The organism is Streptomyces sp. NPDC059010 (assembly GCF_042740355.1).
GTDB lineage: Bacteria > Actinomycetota > Actinomycetes > Streptomycetales > Streptomycetaceae > Streptomyces.
In genome coordinates, this window is the sequence record NZ_JBHYJA010000048.1 from 14,604 (window position 1) to 29,768 (window position 15,165).

Here is a 15,165-nt window from a genome sequence, read left to right on the forward strand (position 1 = left end):
GAGCAGGACCGGCGGCCTCCCCGTCGTAACCGAAAGGGGCCCCCGGGGTGTGATGTGAGACGGGGGCCCGGCCGGCCCGGTGGGCGCGGGGGGGGGTCGGCGCGCGGGGGGTGGGGGGGTGGGGGGGCGCGCGCACCGTCCACCGGGCATCGGCGAGGGGCCTACTTGATCCAGGCCTCCACCTTGTCGCGGTTGGCCTCGACCCACTTCTTGGCCGCGGCCTCGGGGGTCATCTTGTCCACCGCGATGTACTTGGCCACGGCGTTCTGGTCGTCGTTGGTCCAGGTGAAGTTCTTCACCAGGTCATAGGCGGGGCTGCCCGACTTGGCGAACTTCGCGCTGACGATCTTGTCCAGCTCGTACACGGGGTAGTCGCAGTTGACCTTCTCCGTGTCGGCGTCACAGCCGTCCTTGTACTCGGGCAGCTTGACCTTGACGAGCGGCACCTCGGACATGAACCACTGCGGCTCGTAGAAGTAGCCGATCACCCATTCCTTGTCCTTCTCCGCCTTGCGGAAGGCCTGGATGAGCGCGGTCTCACTGCCCGCGTACACCACCTTGTAGTCCAGCTTCAGGTTCTTCACCAGCGCCTCGTCGTTGGTGACGAACGACGGGTCGCCGTCGAGGAGCTGGCCCTTGCCTCCGGACTCGGACGTCTTGAACTCGGCCGCGTACTTGTCGAGGTTGTTCCAGTCGGTGATCTCCGGGTGCGCCTTGGCCAGCCACGGCGGCACATACCAGCCGATGAGGCCCTTGTTGCCGGTCGGACCGGCGTCGACGGCGGTCTTCTGGCCGGTGATGTACTTCTTCTTCAGGTCGTCGTGACCCCAGTTCTCCACGACGGCGTCGACCTCGCCCGTCCCGAAGCCCTGCCAGGCGATCTCCTCCTTCAGGTCCTTCTTGGTGACCTTGCAGCCGAGGTCCTGCTCCGCGACGTACGCGATGACGGCCGCGTTGGCCTCGTAGCCCACCCACGGGTTGACCGCGAGGTTGAAGGTGCCGCACTTGCCGGAGCCGCCCGAGCCGCCGGCGTCCGAGGAGCTGTCACCGACCTTCGCACCGCCGCAGGCGGTGAGGGTGAGGCCGAGGACCGCTATGCCGGCCGCGCCGACTCTCCAGTGTCTTGCTTGCCTTGCCATGGTCAGTTGCTCCTTACGCGCTGGTACGCCGCGCCGCTGCCTGAGTGATCCGGTCGAACATGACTCCGAGAAGGACGATGGCGAGCCCTGCGGCGAGCCCCTTCCCGAACAGTTGTCCCTGCGAGAAGCCGGCCACGACGTCGTAGCCGAGGGCGCCCGCTCCCACGAGGCCGCCCACCACAACCATCGACAGCACATAGATCAGGCCCTGGTTGGTCGCGAGAGTCAGGGCGCCGCGTGCCATCGGCAGCTGAACCTTGGTGATGATCTGCCAGGTGTTGCACCCGGCGGAGGTGGCCGCCTCCACGGTCGTCGCGGGCACGTTCCGCACCCCGTCCGCGATGATCTTCATGGCGACGGGGGCCGCGTAGACGATGGCCGCGACGATCGCCGTGAACCGGGTCGCGCCGAACAGCGCGAGGAACGGCACCAGATAGACGAACGGCGGCATGACCTGGGCCGCGTCCAGAGTGGGCCGGATCAGCCGGTCGACCATCATGCTGCGCCCCATCCACACCCCGAAGACGATGCCGAGCAGCATCACCAGCACCGTGGCGACGAGCGTCGAGGCCAGCGTCGTCATGGCGTCCGACCAGACGCCGGTGCCGACCAGCAGACCCACGCAGACAGTCGTGGTGACACCGGCGCGCCAGCCGCCGAGGACGACGGCGAGCGCGATCAGTGCCGCACCGACGAGCCACCACGGGGAGTCCGTGAGCAGCGCCTGGAACGGGTTGAGCAGACTGTTGGTGATGGCGTCCCGGAAGGCGTTGGTGACGCCCGAGAGGTTGTCCTGCACCCAGGTGGTCACGCTGTCCGCCGTGCTCCTGATGGTGCTGCCGGTGCTCCCCTCGCCGGGGAACTCCGCGGCCCACTGATAGGTGTGGGACAGATAGACCAGAACCGCCGTGACCGCCCCACCGGCCGCCAGCAGCGGGCGTCGCCAGGTGATGAAGCGGTTCTTCGAAAGGCGGGCGGCCTCCTCGCGTGCGCTCGCCGCGGTGGTGACCCGGTCCAGCACGATGGCCATGACGACGATGGCCAGGCCCGCGTTGAAGGCCGTGCCGACATCGAGCGTCTGCAGGGCCTGGACGACGGTCTTGCCGAGGCCGGGCGCGTCGATCAGGGCGGCGATGGTCACCATGGCCAGGGCGGCCATGATGGTCTGGTTGACGCCCATCACCACGGTCCGCTTGGACATCGGCAGCAGGACCTTCATGAGGGACTGCCGTCGCGTGGCACCCAGCGAGTCCGCCGCCTCCACCGTCGTCTCCGGCACGGAGCGGATGGCGTGCGCGGTGATGCGGATCGTCGGCGGCGCCGCGTAGATCAGCGTGGCGATCGTGGCGGAGGCCGGGCCGATCTGGAAGAACAGCGTCAGCGGGGCCAGGTAGACGAAGGTCGGCATGGTCTGCATGAGGTCCAGGAAGGGCGTCACGAACCCGTTGAACCGGTCGGACAGCCCCGCCCACACACCCAGCGGGATCGCGAACACCAGTGCCACGAAGACGGCGGAGACGGTGAGCGCCAGGGTGTCCATGCTCTCCTGCCACAGGCCCTGCAGGCCCATGAAGGTGAAACCGGCCACGGCCAGCAGCGCGACCCGCCAGTTGCCCACGGCCCAGGAGATGTACCCGGCGATTCCGACGACACCCAGCCAGCCGATCTCCGGGACCGGGCGGACGCCGGACGGCTGGGAGACGAGCTGCTGGATGAAGGTCACCAGGTTGTCGATGACCAGCCGGATCTCGTTGAAGAAGTACAGGAAGAGCGGGTTGGAGTTGCGGTTGGCCCCGATGGAGTCGTTGAGGTCGTTGATCCACCGGTGCAGATCGGTGAGGTCGGCCGCCGCCAGGGAGAGCGTGTGCTTTCCGCGCAGTACGGCGAAGAGCACCAGCCAGACGACCAGGATGGCGCCGACCACCATGGACCGGCTGACCTTGCGCGCCTCCTTGGCGGGGGCGGCCGGTTCGGCCGTCCCGGTCTTCTCGGGTTTCTCGATGGCGACGGTCATCACGCGCCGCCTTCCTGCCCGGCGACCACCGCGAGGATCTCCTCGTCGCCGACGATGCCGAGCAGCTTGCCGTTCTCGACGACCTTGACCGGCTTGTCGGCGGCGAGCACCGCCCGGGTGGCCTCCTTCACCACGACGTCCGGGCCCAGCTCGGGACCGTCCAGGGCGTCGCCGTCCTCCGGTGCCCGCATGATCCAGCGCAGGGTGAGCACATCGCCGCGGGGCACGTCCTTGACGAACTCGCGGACGTAGTCGTCCGCCGGGGCTCCCACGAGTTCGTCGCCGGTGCCGCACTGGACCATCTTGCCGTCGCGCATGATCAGGATGCGGTCGCCCAGCTTGAGGGCCTCGGAGAGGTCGTGGGTGATGAACACCATGGTCTTGCCGACCTCGTGGTGCAGCCGGATGACCTCGTTCTGCATGTCGCGGCGGATCAGCGGGTCGAGCGCGGAGAACGGCTCGTCGAAGAAGAGCACGTCGGGGTCGCCGGCCAGCGCACGGGCGAGGCCGACGCGCTGCTGCATACCGCCGGACAGCTGGTCGGGGTAGGAGTTCTCGTAGCCCGCGAGGCCGACCAGCTCGACGACCTCCTGGGCCCGCTTGACGCGCGCGGAGCGGCCCATGCCGCGGATCTCCAGCCCGAACGCCACGTTGTCGACGACGCGACGGTGGGGCAGCAGACCGAAGTGCTGGAAGACCATGGAGAACTTGCGGCGCCGCAGATCGCGCAACCGCTTGTCGTCGGCCTGGCGGATGTCCTCGCCCTCGAAGACGATCTCACCGGCGGTCGGTTCGATCAGCCGGGTCAGACATCGCACCAGCGTGGACTTGCCGGAACCGGACAGGCCCATGACGACGAAGACCTCGCCGGGCGAGACGTCGAAGTGGACATCGCGTACGGCGGCGGTGCATCCGGTGCGGTCCATGAGCTCGCGGCGGGTGAGCCCGCACAGCTCCTCGGAGTCCGGCACCTGGTCGGCCTTCGGCCCGAACACCTTCCACAGCCTGCGCACGGAGATGACCGGGGTGGAGCCCGAGTCCTGGGGCGTGCCGCGCCGCTGCGGCACCTCGGTCTGTGTGGTCACGTTCGACCTTCTTTCGGCGTTCAGCCGCTGAACCAGCGCTGCGGCCGGGGTTGGATGTTCTGCCAGATGTGTTTGGGCTCTCGGTACTCGTTCAGACCAGTCGGTCCCAGCTCCCGGCCCACGCCCGAGTGCCCGAAGCCACCCCATTCCGCTTGCGGCACATAGGGGTGGTAGTCGTTGATCCACACCGTGCCGTGCCGCAGCCGCCGGGCGACCCGCTGGGCCTTGCCGCCGTCCTGCGTCCAGACGGCTCCGGCGAGTCCGTACTCGGTGTCGTTGGCGATGCGTACGGCGTCGTCCTCGTCGGTGAAGCGCTCCACGGTGAGCACGGGCCCGAAGGACTCCTCGTGCACCACGCGCATGGCCTGTGTGCACTCGTCGAGCACGGTCGGCGGGTAGTAGTGGCCGTCGGCGAGCGCGGGGTCGTCGGGCCGCTGCCCGCCGCAGCGCAGTACGGCGCCCTCGTCCAGCCCCGCCGCGACGTAGGCCTCGACCTTCGCCAGGTGCTGGGCGGAGATCAGCGCGCCGGTCTCGGCATCGGCGTCGAAGGGGCCGCCGAGGCGGATCTGCCGGGCGCGGCGGACGACCTCGTCCACGAAGCGGTCGTGCAAGGAGTCCTCGACGATCAGCCGGGCGCCGGCCGAGCAGACCTGTCCTGAGTGCAGGAAGACGGCGGTCAGGGCGAAGTCGACGGCGGCCTCGAAGTCGGCGTCGGCGAAGACGACGTTGGGGTTCTTGCCGCCGAGCTCCAGCGCGACCTTCTTCACGGTCGCGGCGGCGGTGGCCATGATCCGCTTGCCGGTCTCCAGGCCGCCGGTGAAGGAGACCATGTCGACGGCCGGGTCCTCGGAGAGCGGTGCGCCGACCTCGGGCCCGGTGCCCAGGACCAGGTTGGCGACGCCGGGCGGGAGCCCCGCCTCCTCCAGCGCCTTCATCAGCAGGATCGAGCTGGAGGGGGTGAGCTCGCTGGGCTTGAGGACGATCGTGTTGCCGGCGAGGAGCGCCGGGGCGACCTTCCAACTGGCTTGCAGCAGCGGGTAGTTCCAGGGGGTGATGAGCCCGCAGACACCGACCGGCTCGTACACGACCCGGCTCACGGCGTCGTCGCGGCCGGTGTCGATCACGCGGCCGGCGTCGGTGCCCGCGAGGCCGCCGTAGTAGCGGAAACAAGCCACGACATCGGCGATGTCGTACTCGCTCTCCACCAGCCGCTTGCCGGTGTCCAGGGACTCGGCACGGGCGAACGCCTTGGCGTCGCGTTCCATGATGTCGGCGGTGCGCAGCAGCAGCGCGCCGCGCTCCCGCTCGGGGGTGTTCGGCCAGTGCCCCGCGTCGAAGGCCCGGCGGGCCGCCGCGATCGCGGCCTCGGTGTCGGGGCGCGTCCCTTCCGATACGGTCGCCGTGAGCGTGCCGTCAGCGGGACATCGGATGTCCCGGTGCCCGCCGGCGACGGGATCCCGCCATTCGCCATCCACGTACAGGTCTGCCACGCGCCGAGCCTTTCCATGGAATTCGTTGCGCATCGTGCACCCGATTGCTTGTGGTGGAACACAGTGGCGAATGGGCAGACGGGCGTCAAGGGGTTGGCAGATGACGATTTCGCCATGCGGCCGATTACCCACCCACCCTTGACCACGGGCGACGCCGGGCCGACCATGTTGCGTATCGCTCACCATGTTGTGCAATACGCACCGACGGAGGCCGCACATGTCCCCTCGCCCACAACCTGGCCGTGAGTACGTCCTGACCCTCTCCTGTCCGGACAGCGCCGGGCTGGTCCACGCCGTGAGCGGCTTTCTCGTCAGGAACTCCGGCAACATCCTGGAAAGCCAGCAGTTCGACGACCGACTCAAGAACCGCTTCTTCATGCGGGTCCACTTCGACGTCGCCGATCCGGAGGTCCGGCTGGAGACCCTGCGCTACCGGTTCGGCCCCGTGGCCGAGGCCCACGGCATCTCCTGGGCCCTGACGGAGGCGGCCACGCCCACCCGGACGCTGATCATGGTGTCGAAGTTCGGCCACTGCCTGAACGACCTGCTGTTCCGCCGGCGCACCGGCGCCCTGAACATCGAGATCCCGGCGATCGTCTCCAACCACCGGGACTTCGAGGGGCTCGCCGAGACGTACGGCATCCCCTTCCACCATGTCCCGGTGACCAAGGACACCAAGCCCGAGGCCGAGGCACGGCTGCTGGAGCTGATGCGCGATCTGGACATCGACCTGGTGGTGCTGGCCCGCTACATGCAGATCCTCTCCGACGACCTGTGCAAGGAGCTGGAGGGCCGCGCCATCAACATCCACCACTCCTTCCTCCCGAGCTTCAAGGGCGCCCGGCCCTACGACCAGGCCTACCAGCGCGGGGTGAAGCTGGTCGGCGCGACGGCGCACTACGTCACGTCCGACCTGGACGAGGGGCAGATCATCGAGCAGGACGTGGTCCGCGTGGACCACTCGCTCGACCCCGGCGACCTGGTCACGGTCGGGCGGGACGTGGAGGCGCAGGTGCTCGCGCACGCGGTGAAGTGGCACAGCGAGAGCCGCGTCATGGTGGACGGCAACCGCACGGTCGTCTTCCGCTGAGCCGCACCGACAAGGGCGGGACCGGGTTCCGGTCCCGCCCTTGTCGTATACGGCCCCGTGCGGTCAGCCGCCCAGCCGGTCCAGCAGGGCGCGGCGCCACCGCTCCGTCTCGGCGATCTGGTTGAACGTGAACAGGTGCAGACCGGCCACGCCCGCCGAGGGTGCGGTGAGTGCCTCCTGTGCGCGGGTCAGCAGCCGCTCGGGGGCGTAGCCGCCGGGGGCCGCGAAACGCACGAACCACGAGGCGTGTTTCGTCAGGAAGCGCGTCGACTCCCCCACGCCTATCTTCGTGGCCATGGCCAGCAGCTTCGCCCGCTGCACGGGGCCCGCGACACCCACCTGGACCGGCAGGGTGACGCCCCGGCGCCGTATACGAGCGACCCACTCCCCCAGCACCCGCGGGTCGAAGCACAGGTTGCTCACGATGTACGTGGCGTGCTCGCGCTTGTCCCACATCGCCTGGATGGTGACGTCGTCGTGGATGAGGGGATGGCTCTCGGGGTAGCCGGTGACGCCGACGTGGGCGAAGGGGCCGCCCAGCTCGTCGAGCCTGCGCAGCACCGGCAGGGCGCCGTCGTAGACCCCGGCCGGCGGGTCGGAGTCGCCGGCCGGGACGAAGACGTCGTCCACGCCCGCCTCGCCGAGCCGGTCCGTGACCTCCTTCAGATGCAGGTCGTCCCGCAGCAGCCGGGCCGGCACATGCGGGACGACCCGGTAGCCGTGTGCCGCGAGCCGTTCGGTGAGGCCGAGGGTCGGTTCCAGGCCCTTGACCGGCGACGCCGTCACGGTGACGACGACGTCGTGCGGGACATGGGCGAGGACCTTGTCCTCGGTCGCCTTCGCGGGCAGCACCTCGTAGCGGACGCTGTTCAGCAGTGCCCTGAGTCCTGTGGCGGCCAACCCCTACTCCGCCTGCTTCTGGGCGTCACGGTGCCGGTAGTACGCGGCCTTCGACGGGGCCTGCGGTTCCTTGCCGAGGATCAGGTCGGCGGCCTTTTCGGCGATCATCATCACGGGAGCATAGATGTTGCCGTTGGTGACGTAGGGCATCACCGACGCGTCCACCACCCGCAGGCCCTCCACGCCGTGCACCCGCATGCTGCCGGGGTCGACGACCGCCATCTCGTCGGTGCCCATCTTGCAGGTGCAGGACGGGTGCAGTGCGGTCTCGCCGTCCTTGGCGACCCAGTCGAGGATCTCCTCGTCCGTCTCCACGGACGGGCCGGGCGAGACCTCACCGTTGTTGTAGGCGGCGAGCGCGGGCTGGTTGAGGAGCTTGCGCGCGACACGGATGGCCTCGACCCACTCACGGCGGTCCTGCTCGGTGGAGAGGTAGTTGAAGCGCAGCGCGGGGTGCTCGCGCGGGTCCTTGCTCTTGATCTTCACCGAGCCGATGGCATCGGAGTACATGGGCCCCACGTGCACCTGGTAGCCGTGGCCGCCGGCCGGGACGGACCCGTCGTAGCGGACCGCGATGGGCAGGAAGTGGAACATCAGGTTGGGGTAGTCGACGTCGTCGTTGCTGCGGGCGAAGCCGCCGGCCTCGAAGTGGTTGGTCGCGGCCGGACCCTTCCTGAACAGCCACTGGAGGCCGATGAAGGGGGCCCGCCACTTCGCCAGGTACGGCTGCATGGAGACGGGCTGCTTGCAGGCGTACTGGATGTACACCTCCAGGTGGTCCTGCATGTTCTCGCCGACGCCGGGGAGGTCGTGCACGACGTCGATGCCGAGCGCGCGCAGTTCCCCGGCGTTGCCGACGCCCGAGAGCTGAAGCAGCTGCGGTGAGTTGATGGCGCCGCCGCAGAGGATGACTTCCCTGGCGCGGACCTGCTGGAGGGCGCCTCTGCCGCGCTGGAACTCGACGCCGACGGCGCGCTTGCCCTCGAAGAGGACGCGGGTGACGAGGGCACGGGTCTTCACGGTGAGGTTCGGGCGCTTCATCGCGGGCTTGAGGTACGCCTTCGAGGCCGACAGCCGGCGGCCGCGGTGGACGTTGCGGTCGAACTGGGCGAAGCCTTCCTGCCGGTAGCCGTTGACGTCGTCGGTGGGTGCGTAACCCGCCTCCTCGGTGGCCTTGAGGAAGGCGCCGAAGAGTGGATTGGTCGCCGGACCGCGTTCCAGCACGAGGGGGCCGTCATGGCCGCGGAACTCGTCGTCCGGGTCGGCCGCCAGACAGTTCTCCATGCGCCGGAAGTACGGCAGACAGTGGGCGTAGTCCCAGGTCTCCATGCCCGGGTCGGCCGCCCAGCGCTCGTAGTCCATGGGGTTGCCGCGCTGGAAGATCATGCCGTTGATGCTGCTGGAGCCGCCGAGCACCTTGCCGCGGGCGTGGTAGACGCGCCGACCGCCCATGTGGGGCTCGGGCTCGGACTCGTACTTCCAGTCGTAGAACCGGCTGCCGATGGGGTAGGTCAGCGCCGCGGGCATGTGGATGAAGACATCCCACGGGTAGTCCGACCGTCCCGCCTCCAGGACCAGCACCCGGTTGGCCGGGTCCGCCGAGAGCCGGTTCGCCAGTGCACTGCCGGCCGAACCGCCGCCGACGATGACGAAGTCGTACTGCACAGGAGCCATGGTGCCTCGTCTCGCTCGCGCCGTAGATATGCGAGGCATGCTAGACCGGTCGCGCTATACGCACCAGGTTGCGAACAACGCAACTTAGGGATTCGTGATTTCGAACGCGTTACTTGCAGGGGCGTTGTTTACTACGCGTATAGTTTCACTGTGAGCAACTACAGCCCTGACTCAGAAGCGTCGAATTCGCACTCCGGCGGCGTACAGTCCGTGGACCGCGCCATCAGCGTCCTGGAGATCCTCGCTCAGCGTGGCGAAGCAGGCGTCAGCGAGGTGGCGGGCGAGATCGATGTCCACAAGTCCACCGCCTTCCGCCTGCTCGGCGCCCTGGAGGCGCGCGGCCTGGTGGAGCAGGCCGGGGAGCGCGGCAAGTACCGGCTCGGCTTCGGCATCGTGCGTCTGGCCGGCGCGGTCACGGGCCGTATCGACATCACCCAGCAGGGCCGTCCGGTCTGCGAACGGCTCGCCGAGGAACTCGGCGAGACCGTCAACATCGCGGTCATGCAGGAGCACTACGCGATCAACCTGTACCAGGTGCGCGGTCCGGGTGCCATCACCGCGCACAACTGGGTCGGCCAGCTGACCCCCCTGCACGCCACCTCCAGCGGCAAGATCCTGCTGGCGTACATGCCCTCCAAGGAGCGCACCACGCTGCTGTCCGAGGCCGGCATGAAGAAGGTCACCCCGCGCACCATCACCGCGAAGACCAAGCTGGAGAAGAACCTCGCCGAGGCACGGGAGCGGGGCTACTCCTTCACCCTGGAGGAGCTGGAGGTGGGTCTGCACGCGATGGCCGCCCCGGTGCGCAACCGGGACGGCGAGGTCATCGCGGCACTCAGCGCCTCCGGGCCCGGGTACCGCCTGACCGAGGAGCGCCTGCACGAGCTCTCCCCGGTGCTGCTCAAGGGCGCCCAGGAGATCAGCCACCGGATGGGCTACCTGGGCTGAGTCACGCCTGAGGGGTGCCCAGGCGCTCGTTCACCCAGTCGTGGAACGCGCCGATGTGGTGCTCGCTCGGCACCAGCACGCCTCCCTTGGCGTACATACGGGAGCTCATTCCGGGCTGCGTGCGTTCACAGGCGTCGAAGTCCTGCTGGTTGACGCGGTGGAAGAGTTCCACGGACCGGCTGACGTCCTTGCCGCTCTCGACGACGTGCGGGAGATAGAGCCAGTCGCATTCGACGATCGTGCGGTCCACGGACACCGGGTACATCCGGTGGAAGATCACATGGTCGGGCACGAGGTTGATGAAGACCTGCGGCCGGACGGTGATCGCGTAGTAGCGGCGGTCCTGGTCCTCCGCCACCCCCGGTATACGGTCCAGCCCCTCGGAGCCGTCCACCGTGAACCCCTCGACCTCCTCACCGAACTCGGCGCCGTGACCGACGTAGTACTGAGCCGCGTAGCCGTCCGCGAACTCCGGCAGCACCTCGGTGAGTTCGGGATGGATGGTGGCGCAGTGGTAGCACTCCATGAAGTTCTCGATGATGAGCTTCCAGTTGGCCCGCACGTCGTAGACGATCCGCTTGCCGACGGAGAGATCCTCGATGCCGTAGCGCTCGATCGACTCGACGTCGCCGAGGCGGTCGACGATCTCGCCCATGACCTGCTCCTCGAAGGAGGGCGGGTGCTCCGCGAGGCAGACCCAGACATAGCCGAGCCATTCCCGCACGGCCACGCTCACCAGGCCGTATTCGGTACGGCCCACGTCGGGCATCTTGGTGAGGTTGGGGGCGGCGACCAGCTTGCCGTCGAGGCCGTAGGTCCAGGCGTGGTACGGGCACTGGAAGGCCCGCTTGACCTCACCGGTCTCCTCCGTGCACAGCTTGGCGCCGCGATGCCGGCACACATTGAAGTACGCGCGGACGGAGTTGTCCCGGGCCCGGGTGACGAGGATGCTCTCGCGGCCCACGTCGACGGTGCGGAAGGCACCGGGCTTCGCCAGCTCGGAGGCGCGGGCGACGCAGAACCACATGGTCTCGAATATGCGCTCCTGCTCCTGGGCGAAGATCCCCGGGTCCGTGTAGGAGGAGCCGGGGAGAGTGGCGATCAGACTGTCCGGCAGGCTGGTCGAGGTCACGGTGCACTCCTCGGGAGAACGTCGTGGAGAGGGCATTCACGCGCCGGGAAGAGCGACTCCGGACGGCGTTGTGTATGGAGCAACGCTGCGTGCGATATGCAACCGCAGCATGGGATGCCGCTGGGGCGGTGTCAAGATGCGGGCGCCGCCGGGATGCGGGCGGCGTCAGGATGCGGATGCGGCGAGCTGCTTGCGCCAGCGCGTGAACAACCGCGGCTGGTTCATCCCCAGGACGGCGACCGGGTTCCCGGCCCGCCGGTAGACGGCTAGGACGTCGCGGTCGGCCGCGGCACCCGCCTCGATGGTGACGCTGTCCGCGCCGGCCGCATGACCGGCGAACTGGATCTTCACGCCGTACTGGTCTGACCAGAAGTACGGCGGCCGGGGTAGGCCCGGTTCCACCGCGCCGCCCGCCAGCAGGGTGGCGACCGCGGCGTCGGGGCGCTCGCGTGCCCCGGTCCAGTGCTCGACACGGCGGTGGAGACCCGCGCGCGGGTCGTACCAGTTGGCGCAGTCGCCGACCGCGACCACGCCGGCCAGGCTGGTGCGGCCGTCGGCGCCGCACTTGACGCCGTCGTCCAGGGCGATGCCGGAGCCTTCCAGCCACTCGACGCACGGGCGGGCGCCCACACCGACGACGACGATGTCGGCGGGGAGGGTCCGGCCGTCCTCCAGCAGGACGGCGTCGACGCGGGTCTCCCCGCTCAGGCCCTTGACGCCCACACCGCACTCCAGCCGTACGCCGTGGTCGGCGTGGAGGGCGGAGACGATGGCGCCCATGCTCTCGCCGAGTGGTCCGGCGAGCGGGGTCGGGGCCGCCTCCACGACGGTCACGTCGAGCCCGAGCGCGTACGCGGTGGAGGCGACCTCGGCTCCGATGAAGCCTCCGCCGATCACCACCAGCCGTCCACCGCGGGCCAGTTCGTCCCGTAGGGCACGGGCGTCGTCCAGGGTGCGCAGGGTATGCACTCCGGCGAGCCCTTCGGAGCCGGGGAGGGTACGTGCCACGGCGCCGGTCGCGATGACGACGCCGTCCGCCCGCACCTCGCCGTCGGCGAGCCGGACCACCCGCCTCGCGTGGTCGAGGCCGGTGGCCCGGACGCCGAGCAGCCACTCGGCCCCGAGGTCCTCGTCGTCGGCCTCCAGGGCGAGTTCGGCCTCGCCGAGCGTGCCGGCCAGGAACTCCTTGGACAGCGGGGGCCTGTCGTACGGGCGGTGGAGCTCGTCCCCGATGACGACCAGCCGGCCGTCGTAGCCCTGCTTGCGCAGTGAGCGCGCCGCCGACAGACCGGCCAGCGAGGCGCCGACGACGGCGACCGACCTCACGCGGGACCCCCGGCGAGCCGGGCTGCGATGCAGGGCGGCAGGTTGGGCGCGTCCGTGGACAGCCGGACGTAGATCATGTCGTCCTCGACGACGACCTCGTGCGTCCGGACCGGAAGCTTGGCCGGCGGGGCGTCGACCGCGCCGGTCCTCAGGTCGAACTTGGAAGCATGCAGCGGGCATTCCACCTCGCGACCCTCCAGCCAGCCGTCGGCGAGCGACGCGTCCTGGTGGGTGCAGGTGTCGTCGAGGGCGAAGAGCTCGCCGTCGTCTGTGTGGAACACCGAAACCGGCGGATCGACGTCGAGCCGGTGGGCCTCGCCTCGCGGAAGGTCCGAGAGACGGCACGCGGGAATCATCATGACACCTCGGTGCGTATAGCGAAACGGATTGCGGTAAGCGCAACGTCAGTTTGGGGGCCGCTCAGAAGCGTTGTCAAGCCGTCAAAAGGCCCCGTTCGGACACACCGCGCGCCCCTGCCTCCGGGCAGCCCGAAGCGCCCGAACCACCTGCGGAAACAGGCGGCGCGGGCGCCCCGGGAAGCTCTCGGGGGGAGCGTCAGAAGCCGCGGTCGAGCCACTCCTGGAGGTGCGGGGCCTCGGCGGCGACGGTGGTCGTGTCCCCGTGTCCGGTGTGCACGACGGTGTCTGCGGGCAGCGTCAGCAGCCGGTCCCGGATCGACTCGACGATGGTCGGGAAATGGCTGTACGACCGCCCTGTCGCCCCGGGTCCGCCCGCGAACAGGGTGTCGCCGCTGAAGAGGGCCGTCAGGGCCGGGGCGTACAGGCAGACCGCGCCCGGGGCGTGGCCGGGTGTGTGCAGCACGGTCAGCTCGACACCGGCCACCGAGAGGGCCTGGCCGTCGGTCAGTTCGGCGTCCGGGGCCCGGTCGGGGTGGGTCTGCTTCCACAGCGGCAGGTCGTCCGGGTGGAGAAGGACCGGGGCGCCGGTGCGCTCGGCGAGTTCGGGCGCGGCGTCGATGTGGTCGTTGTGCGCGTGGGTGCACACGATGGCCCGCAGGGTGCGTCCGCCGACGGCCGCGGCGATGGCGTCGGCGTCGTGCGCGGCGTCGATGACGATCGCCTCGGTGTCGTCGCCGACGATCCAGACGTTGTTGTCGACCTCCCAGGTGCCGCCGTCCAGCGAGAAGGTCCCCGAGGTGACGAGGTGTTCGATGCGGGCGGCCATCAGAGGACCACCACCGAGCGCAGCACGTCGCCGTGGTGCATCCGCTCGAAGGCCTTCTCGACCTGGTCCAGCGCGATGGTCTCGGTGACGAAGGCGTCCAGGTCCAGGCGGCCCTGGAGGTAGAGGTCGATGAGCATCGGGAAGTCGCGGCTCGGCAGGCAGTCGCCGTACCACGAGGACTTCAGGGCGCCGCCCCGGCCGAAGACGTCCAGCAGCGGCAGCTCCAGCTTCATCTCCGGGGTCGGCACGCCGACCAGGACGACCGTGCCGGCGAGGTCGCGGGCGTAGAAGGCCTGCTGGTACGTCTCCGGGCGGCCGACGGCCTCGATGACGACGTCGGCGCCGAAGCCACCGGTCAGCTCGCGGATCGCCTCGACCGCGTCGGCGTCCTTGGAGTTGACGGTGTGGGTCGCGCCCAGCTTCCTGGCCGTGTCCAGTTTGCGGTCGTCGATGTCGACCGCGATGACCTTCGCCGCGCCCGCCAGGTTCGCCCCGGCGATCGCCGCGGCCCCGACACCGCCGCAGCCGATGACGGCGACCGAGTCGCCGCGGCCGACGTTCCCGGTGTTGATGGCCGCGCCGATGCCCGCCATCACGCCGCAGCCCAGCAGACCGGCGGCCGCCGCCGACGCGGTCGGGTCGACCTTGGTGCACTGACCGGCCGCGACCAGCGTCTTCTCCGCGAACGCGCCGATGCCGAGCGCCGGCGAGAGTTCGGTGCCGTCGAGCAAGGTCATCTTCTGCTTGGCGTTGTGGGTGTTGAAGCAGTACCACGACTCACCGCGCTGACAGGCCCGGCACTGACCGCACACCGCACGCCAGTTGAGGATCACGAAGTCACCGGGGGCGACGTCGGTGACGCCCTCACCCACCGACTCCACGATGCCCGCGGCCTCGTGGCCCAGCAGGAACGGGAAGTCGTCGTTGATGCCGCCCTCGCGATAGTGCAGATCGGTGTGGCAGACCCCGCAGGCCTCGATCTTCACCAGCGCCTCACCCGGACCCGGGTCGGGCACGATGATCGTTTCCAGGCTGACGGGGGCGCCCTTGCCCCGCGCGACGACAGCACGGACCTGGTGCGTCATGGCCACTCCTCGGCTGGTTCGAGACTTTGATCAGATGTTGCTTATTACGGGACACATCTCATGTGTCGCAACACAGCATCCTTGAGCGCCGACCAGG

At 69.3% G+C, this 15,165-nt stretch carries 13 protein-coding genes; 2 read left to right on the forward strand and 11 right to left on the reverse strand.

The genetic code is table 11. The features are described 5' to 3' along the window. Positions 1-161: 161 nt before the first annotated feature. From ACFWYS_RS37390 to ACFWYS_RS37405, 4 genes are read right to left on the reverse strand one after another with little or no spacing between them, the layout of a single operon-like run. Positions 162-1,139 carry an ABC transporter substrate-binding protein gene (locus ACFWYS_RS37390; RefSeq protein WP_384778995.1) on the reverse strand — a complete coding sequence of 326 codons (978 nt, stop codon included), beginning with the start codon at positions 1,137-1,139 and terminating at the stop codon, positions 162-164. A gap of 13 nt (positions 1,140-1,152) precedes the next feature. Then, positions 1,153-3,153, reverse strand: coding sequence for an ABC transporter permease (locus tag ACFWYS_RS37395; protein ID WP_384778998.1), 2,001 nt, complete (start codon positions 3,151-3,153; stop codon positions 1,153-1,155). Then, positions 3,153-4,238 (reverse strand): glycine betaine/L-proline ABC transporter ATP-binding protein, encoded by a 1,086-nt coding sequence (locus tag ACFWYS_RS37400; protein ID WP_384779001.1) that lies wholly within the window; start codon positions 4,236-4,238, stop codon positions 3,153-3,155. The genes ACFWYS_RS37395 and ACFWYS_RS37400 overlap by 1 nt, the downstream gene beginning before the upstream one ends. Positions 4,239-4,258: 20 nt before the next feature. Next, complete coding sequence (locus ACFWYS_RS37405; protein WP_384779004.1) at positions 4,259-5,728, reverse strand: aldehyde dehydrogenase family protein; 1,470 nt, start codon at positions 5,726-5,728, stop codon at positions 4,259-4,261. Positions 5,729-5,945: 217 nt separating this feature from the next. On the opposite strand from ACFWYS_RS37405, the gene purU reads away from it, so the two are divergent. Then, the gene (purU, locus tag ACFWYS_RS37410; protein WP_384779007.1) at positions 5,946-6,818 is read left to right on the forward strand and encodes a formyltetrahydrofolate deformylase; all 873 of its coding nucleotides are present in this window, start codon (positions 5,946-5,948) and stop codon (positions 6,816-6,818) included. Between the two features lie 63 nt (positions 6,819-6,881). Here the strand turns inward: purU and ACFWYS_RS37415 are convergent, their stop codons facing one another. Together ACFWYS_RS37415 and betA are read right to left on the reverse strand one after the other, a co-directional pair. Beyond that, the gene (locus ACFWYS_RS37415) at positions 6,882-7,718 is read right to left on the reverse strand and encodes a 5,10-methylenetetrahydrofolate reductase (RefSeq protein WP_384779010.1); all 837 of its coding nucleotides are present in this window, start codon (positions 7,716-7,718) and stop codon (positions 6,882-6,884) included. A 3-nt stretch (positions 7,719-7,721) separates the two neighbouring features. After that, complete coding sequence (betA, locus tag ACFWYS_RS37420) at positions 7,722-9,392, reverse strand: choline dehydrogenase (protein WP_384779012.1); 1,671 nt, start codon at positions 9,390-9,392, stop codon at positions 7,722-7,724. 150 nt (positions 9,393-9,542) lie between these two features. On the opposite strand from betA, the gene ACFWYS_RS37425 reads away from it, so the two are divergent. Continuing rightward, positions 9,543-10,340: an IclR family transcriptional regulator gene (locus ACFWYS_RS37425; RefSeq protein ID WP_384779015.1), complete on the forward strand. Its 798-nt coding sequence runs from the start codon at positions 9,543-9,545 to the stop codon at positions 10,338-10,340. Position 10,341: 1 nt separating this feature from the next. On the opposite strand, the gene ACFWYS_RS37430 is transcribed toward ACFWYS_RS37425, so the two are convergent. The 5 genes from ACFWYS_RS37430 to ACFWYS_RS37450 form a co-directional block, all read right to left on the reverse strand. Then, complete coding sequence (locus tag ACFWYS_RS37430) at positions 10,342-11,472, reverse strand: aromatic ring-hydroxylating dioxygenase subunit alpha (RefSeq protein WP_384779018.1); 1,131 nt, start codon at positions 11,470-11,472, stop codon at positions 10,342-10,344. 165 nt (positions 11,473-11,637) lie between these two features. Next, positions 11,638-12,798 (reverse strand): NAD(P)/FAD-dependent oxidoreductase, encoded by a 1,161-nt coding sequence (locus ACFWYS_RS37435; RefSeq protein WP_384779021.1) that lies wholly within the window; start codon positions 12,796-12,798, stop codon positions 11,638-11,640. Continuing rightward, the gene (locus ACFWYS_RS37440; protein WP_384779024.1) at positions 12,795-13,157 is read right to left on the reverse strand and encodes a bifunctional 3-phenylpropionate/cinnamic acid dioxygenase ferredoxin subunit; all 363 of its coding nucleotides are present in this window, start codon (positions 13,155-13,157) and stop codon (positions 12,795-12,797) included. Before ACFWYS_RS37440 ends, ACFWYS_RS37435 begins: the two co-directional genes overlap by 4 nt. Before the next feature lie 196 nt (positions 13,158-13,353). After that, positions 13,354-13,983, reverse strand: a complete 630-nt coding sequence (locus ACFWYS_RS37445) for an MBL fold metallo-hydrolase (protein WP_384779027.1) — start codon at positions 13,981-13,983, stop codon at positions 13,354-13,356. Beyond that, on the reverse strand, positions 13,983-15,068 hold the full coding sequence (locus tag ACFWYS_RS37450; protein ID WP_384779029.1) for an S-(hydroxymethyl)mycothiol dehydrogenase: 1,086 nt from the start codon (positions 15,066-15,068) through the stop codon (positions 13,983-13,985). The genes ACFWYS_RS37445 and ACFWYS_RS37450 overlap by 1 nt, the downstream gene beginning before the upstream one ends. Positions 15,069-15,165: the final 97 nt, after the last annotated feature.

Excerpts from the sequence above, each read along its gene's own strand:
- ACFWYS_RS37390 (WP_384778995.1), bottom strand. The coding sequence starts at position 1,139 with ATGGCAAGGCAAGCAAGACACTGGAGAGTCGGCGCGGCCGGCATAGCG.
- ACFWYS_RS37395 (WP_384778998.1), bottom strand. The coding sequence starts at position 3,153 with ATGACCGTCGCCATCGAGAAACCCGAGAAGACCGGGACGGCCGAACCG.
- purU (WP_384779007.1), top strand. The coding sequence starts at position 5,946 with ATGTCCCCTCGCCCACAACCTGGCCGTGAGTACGTCCTGACCCTCTCC.
- betA (WP_384779012.1), bottom strand. The coding sequence starts at position 9,392 with ATGGCTCCTGTGCAGTACGACTTCGTCATCGTCGGCGGCGGTTCGGCC.
- ACFWYS_RS37440 (WP_384779024.1), bottom strand. The coding sequence starts at position 13,157 with ATGATGATTCCCGCGTGCCGTCTCTCGGACCTTCCGCGAGGCGAGGCC.
- ACFWYS_RS37445 (WP_384779027.1), bottom strand. The coding sequence starts at position 13,983 with ATGGCCGCCCGCATCGAACACCTCGTCACCTCGGGGACCTTCTCGCTG.
- ACFWYS_RS37450 (WP_384779029.1), bottom strand. The coding sequence starts at position 15,068 with ATGACGCACCAGGTCCGTGCTGTCGTCGCGCGGGGCAAGGGCGCCCCC.